Genomic DNA, 5,061 nt, shown 5'->3' with positions numbered 1-5,061 from the left:
AGGAAACTTTAGGACCTGCTACGTCATGCCACTTGACAATGCTTCTCTCATATTATAAAGACTCAAGATTGATATTCGTTTGGCTCAGCACATTGGAAAGAGATTGATCGGTCTCAAGTCCTCCCGCAGCATTCATACTCGCAACTCTGTAGGCTCTGATGACCTGCCCATCAACAGGACAGGACTTAATGGTGATGTTTCCTGTAGCACCTGTATCGACCTCTTCGGCGGCAAAGGCTTCGGAAGCTGGAAAGAGAAAGAATGCCATTAAAAGCAGAAAACACAGCAGGGACAAAACCTTTTTCACTCCTTTTGATATGTTCAAGCTCATTGGTCTCACCTGCTCATTTCCCGATTACTTTTGTCTTGTGGCTTTCTCTTCATTCGCCTAGACAGAATCAATGCAAAAACCGCTATAACCGATACTGCTCCAAAGACGAGGAGCACATATGCACCAAAAGGAACGCCTGATGACTCAGACTTCTTCTGTACCGTGTTAGGCACCCTGTGTCCGCGCACGAGCAAGCGGTGGTCATTCACACCATAAGGAGTGCAAGTCACCAGCGTGCATAGATCCCTTCCCTCCTCAATGCCAAGGTAACTGTAATCATCAGGTAGTACGGTCTTCACCTGATCGACCTTATGGTGCCGAGATGCTGTTTAGCATTTCGTCTCTTGTTGAAAAGTGGTCACGAACATGGGGCAATCCATATATTGCCCAGCAACCAAGTATCCAAAGTATGCAAAATATCCTGCAACAAATGGGTTTTGTCGGTAAAAATATCTCCTCATAAGATAAGCAAGTAAGTTAGGAGAAACTATCGATTATCTTCATCTTTTTCTTTGCTACTAGGATCAAGACTAGTCCCTGTCAAATCAATGCCAAAAAATGAAGTCAGGCTGTCAAGCATTGGTCCATCACCATCTGTCTTTACCAACTTCACGCCTCTTCGATCAAGAGAGGCGATTAGTTTATCTATATTTGTCATTGCCCTATCAAGGGATGCTAAAACATCTCCGTCAGCAGAAAGTAAGGCAAATCGCTCCGAGGTTTTTGCAGTCAGGAAAAAGAAAGGGCGAAGCTCTACGCTTACAATATCTGAAAAACTAATTCTTTTCGTTTTTCTACGCCAGTCTCTGATAGAGATAACTTCACCATCCACTATGATGCGACAATTGTAGTATTCCAAGGCCTGTTTTAGTGAATGCGCTCCCGCAACTACCATAAGCACACCAACAATCACTCCCACCATCTCGCTTGGCGGCATCATAGTCGTCGAAGTAGGTGGTTTAAGCATTGCTGCCTGCGGAACCTCTGTAGCTACCAAATAGATGCCAAAGCACAGCATCACTATTCCGAATATCGACATCGCAACTAACCCTGCAGCCCTGCCTTTGTTAACAATTTCATATGTATCAAGAGGCTGGGTTGAGCTGTTGCAGATGTTTGTCATTTCACTTCCCTTTCTATTTCAAATCATGAGTTAGAAAAAAGACGCCCTAGTTAGGAATTAATCCAAGAAGGGCGTCTTTAGATGCAAGATTAGATTCCAAGCTGTTTTACTACGTTATGTCCTGTCAACCCATACTTTGCTTTAACTAAACCTATAGGACCAGACTCAGTAAAAGTATCGTGTACACCAACCATTACAAGCGGAGCATGCCGTTCCATATCGCAAATAGACTCAGCAACAAGACTGCCAAGGCCCCCCATTACAGAATGATTTTCCACAGTTGCAATTTTTTTAACGCGGGTTGCAATTGAGCGAATTAGCACCTTATCAAAGGGTTTAATACTGGCAGCATTAATGAGAATCCCTTTTTTGCCTTGCTCTTTCAACTCGATATATGCATCAAAAGCTTCTGCCTCGGCGGTTCCCTCAAAAATAACAGCGAAGTCGTCACCTTCATCTGAAATTACTGTAGCTTTACCAATTTCAAGAGGCTTTACCTCAGGCAAATCATACACTTCACCACGCGAACAACGGATATAGAAGGGACCTGGTGTCGATGCAGCTAACTCTACTGCATCGCGCAGTTCATCTGGACATGATGGAACGAGTACCGTAATGTTTGGAAGTGCCCTAATAATAGCAAGATCCTCATTGGGTTGATGGGTTGCTCCGTCAAAGCCACCATCCATTCCTGGATGCGTTGCAATCACCTTTACATTGGCCTTTGCATAGCAAGCTTGACGAAGTTGAGTCCAACAGGTTCCTGAGGCAAAGATTGCAAAGTTAACATAAAAAGAAGTAAATCCTTCATTTGTAATACCCGTAGCAATTGACATCGCGTTCTGCTCTGCAATACCTGTCTCAATGAAGCGATCTGGATGCTTCTCAGCAAATTTATTCGTTGTTGTTGATTTTGCCAAATCAGAGTCAATAACAAATATTTCTGGATGCGTCTCAAAGACGGCATTTAGTGTGTCGCCTACTAGATTGCGCATGGAGACTTTTGAATTAACCATTAGCAATCGCCGCCTTCTCTGACTCAATATCACGCAACGCTGCCTCGTATTGTTCGTCAGAAAGCCCTTTGGAATGCCACTGAGGATCGTTCTCCATAAAGCTAATGCCTTTACCTTTTATAGTATGGGCAATAATTGCTGAGGGCTTGCCCTTTGTAGTATTTGACTCTTTAAGTGCGGCAAGAATTTGATCAATATCATGGCCGTCTATTTCAATTACATGCAAACCAAATGCCCGTAATTTATCAACAAGTGGCTCCAGCCTCAGACTTTCATTTACATCTCCACTTGAAGAAAGCCGATTATAGTCAACAACAAAAGTAAGGTTATCAAGACCATAATGAGCAGCACACATTAAGGCTTCCCAATTCTGCCCTTCCTGCATCTCTCCATCTCCAGCTATTGCATAGACATGGTGCAAATCACCTGTTGCCTTTTTGGCAATCGCTTCTCCGAGCGCAATGGAGAAACCTTGGCCGAGCAGGCCAGTAGTACCATCAATTTCAGGAATATTGACCTGACTAGGATGACCCTGTAGGCGTGAATTTAACTGGCGAAATGAAGGATATTCATCCTCGTTAATAATCCCCTTTTGTGTCAGCTCTGCATAAAGCGCTGGAGTAGCATGTCCTTTAGATAAGACAACTCTACTTCTCTGTGATGAAGACAAATCGACGTCCACTTCATAAATTACCGTCAGAATATCAATCACAGAAAGCGACCCACCGATATGACCCACTCCAGCAGCATGCACCATCTCAACGATACGTCTACGATTATCATTGACAATATTTTTGAGTTGCTTTGAGTCCATGGTGAAGTATCAACTCCTACCATTTGCCGATAATTTTACCGATACCAAAGAAGACAAGGCCAATTAGGTTGAAGTCAGTCTCTGGGAAGCAGGTACCCGATAAGCCAACTGTCTCCATGATGGGATAGATGAGTGCAGGACCGACAGAGATGAGAATGCCTGTTACAAAAGCACCAAGCACAGCACCCTTCCAGCCACCGCGCGCGTTTCCAAAAACGCCTGCAGTTGCACCAATAAAGAAGAATGGAATTGCAACAGGGATAATCACTGTCATGTGAAGAGCAGCAAAAACTGCCATGCACAGCAAACCTGCGATATATGCAGAGATAAAACCGATAACCGTAGCTGTAGGTGCATAAGGAAATACAACAGGGCAATCAAGAGCAGGCTTAACTCCAGGAATAATTTTTTCAGAAATACCAACAAATGCAGGGACAATCTCGCCGAGGAACAAACGCACACCGGTAACGATAACGTATAGTCCACCAGCAAAAGTCAAGGTTTCAATGAGAGGATAGACAAGCCAAGAAAGGCCACCGGATAGCTCTTCTACGGCTGCTTGACCAGAAACGATAGCTGCTATGTAGTAGATAACACCAATGGAAAGGGAGACGGACACAATGTAGTCACGGAACATCCCCAACCAGCCAGGAAGGTTAATCTTCTCAGTCGAATCCTCAGGGCTACCAACCTTACTACCTAGCCAACCTGAAAGAGCATATGCAAGCGTGCAGTAGTGACCAATAGCAATCTGATTATTACCAGTTACAGCATTCATTGACTTTTGAGCAATTGCCGGATAAATACAAGCGGCAAAACCATGAATAGCAGAGCCAATAAGGATAGCGGCAATATCGGAGAAACCTATAGCTTTAAGCATTACGGCAAGCAGTGCAGACAGGAAAAGAGAGTGTCCTCCTGTAAGAAAAACATTCTTAAATGGGGTGAGCCTGGCCACAATAAGATTACAAATAAAGCCGCCAATCATAATCCAAGCGATAACCATAGGAAATACTGTTTCTGCTTGAGCGGTAATAGCTTCGGCAATAGGAGTTACTCCCTGAAGACCAAACGCAGTTTGAAAAAGATTTTGCAATCCGCTTAAGGCACCTTGCGCTGCAGAAGAACCTATACCAAAAATCAAAAAACCAACCATCGTCTTTAAGGTTCCACTAATTACCTTATCAGCTGGTTTTTTCTGAATTAGAAGACCAATCAAAGCTAGTAATCCCAAGAGTACAGAAGCCTGACTTAGCAGGTCATAAACTAGAAAATTAATAAATGCCATGCTGTTCACCTTCCCTAACAATCTATTTATTTGTTCATGGAGGTAAAGTACTTTTCGAGCTCAGCTTCGAGCGTTGCGGTGTCCATAATGTCATCAATACCTATGACATAAGCATTCGAATCTTTGAACTCATCGGTTAAATCAGACATAGTGACGATGACGTCAACATCCTCTTGCCCCATATAACCCGCGAGGGCATCATGAGTAACATCTAGAGGAAACCCTCTGCGATCACAGATTTTTTCAACTTGAATTTTGAGCATCATCGAACTGCCCATACCGGTGCGGCACATAATAAGGCATTTTTTTCTTTCGCTAGATTTTTTTGCAGGCTCTCCAGCAACCGCAGAGACATTCTCCTTCTTTCTCCCAAAAAAGCTCATCCTTATTCACCTCCCCTACTTTGTTTAACAAACGTTGAGTTTTCTTCAAAAGATTTGATATAGTCGAGAATTTCTTTACCTGACTGTGCATTCCCCAGCAGAGAAA

The 5,061-nt window shown here is 43.4% G+C and carries 6 protein-coding genes and 1 pseudogene; all 7 read right to left on the bottom strand.

The genetic code is table 11. From position 1 onward, the window contains the following. Positions 1–52: 52 nt before the first annotated feature. On the bottom strand, positions 53–295 hold the full coding sequence (locus Q0X25_RS07055) for a hypothetical protein (RefSeq protein ID WP_298580493.1): 243 nt from the start codon (positions 293–295) through the stop codon (positions 53–55). A 41-nt stretch (positions 296–336) separates the two neighbouring features. Next, positions 337–639, bottom strand: a pseudogene (locus Q0X25_RS07050) (sortase); the annotation flags it as partial. 179 nt (positions 640–818) lie between these two features. Beyond that, a complete protein-coding gene (locus tag Q0X25_RS07045; protein ID WP_298580491.1) occupies positions 819–1,454 on the bottom strand; it encodes a hypothetical protein in 636 nt (211 codons plus the stop codon). Positions 1,455–1,543: 89 nt separating this feature from the next. Next, positions 1,544–2,470 carry a transketolase family protein gene (locus tag Q0X25_RS07040; protein ID WP_298580488.1) on the bottom strand — a complete coding sequence of 309 codons (927 nt, stop codon included), beginning with the start codon at positions 2,468–2,470 and terminating at the stop codon, positions 1,544–1,546. Further along, complete coding sequence (locus tag Q0X25_RS07035) at positions 2,463–3,284, bottom strand: transketolase (RefSeq protein ID WP_298580486.1); 822 nt, start codon at positions 3,282–3,284, stop codon at positions 2,463–2,465. Before Q0X25_RS07035 ends, Q0X25_RS07040 begins: the two co-directional genes overlap by 8 nt. 16 nt (positions 3,285–3,300) lie before the next feature. Beyond that, positions 3,301–4,572 (bottom strand): PTS ascorbate transporter subunit IIC, encoded by a 1,272-nt coding sequence (locus Q0X25_RS07030; protein ID WP_298580483.1) that lies wholly within the window; start codon positions 4,570–4,572, stop codon positions 3,301–3,303. A 26-nt stretch (positions 4,573–4,598) separates the two neighbouring features. Then, on the bottom strand, positions 4,599–4,955 hold the full coding sequence (locus Q0X25_RS07025; protein WP_298580479.1) for a PTS sugar transporter subunit IIB: 357 nt from the start codon (positions 4,953–4,955) through the stop codon (positions 4,599–4,601). Positions 4,956–5,061 lie beyond the last annotated feature (106 nt).

Origin of the sequence: uncultured Olegusella sp., assembly GCF_947253395.1 — a bacterium.
GTDB lineage: Bacteria > Actinomycetota > Coriobacteriia > Coriobacteriales > Atopobiaceae > Olegusella.
This window is presented reverse-complemented; position numbering and strand designations above follow the sequence as displayed.

What these genes read in the sequence shown, in the direction of transcription:
- Q0X25_RS07045 (WP_298580491.1), bottom strand. Translation starts at nt 1,454, where the DNA reads ATGACAAACATCTGCAACAGCTCAACCCAGCCTCTTGATACATATGAA.
- Q0X25_RS07035 (WP_298580486.1), bottom strand. Translation starts at nt 3,284, where the DNA reads ATGGACTCAAAGCAACTCAAAAATATTGTCAATGATAATCGTAGACGT.
- Q0X25_RS07025 (WP_298580479.1), bottom strand. Translation starts at nt 4,955, where the DNA reads ATGAGCTTTTTTGGGAGAAAGAAGGAGAATGTCTCTGCGGTTGCTGGA.
- Q0X25_RS07040 (WP_298580488.1), bottom strand. Translation starts at nt 2,470, where the DNA reads ATGGTTAATTCAAAAGTCTCCATGCGCAATCTAGTAGGCGACACACTA.
- Q0X25_RS07030 (WP_298580483.1), bottom strand. Translation starts at nt 4,572, where the DNA reads ATGGCATTTATTAATTTTCTAGTTTATGACCTGCTAAGTCAGGCTTCT.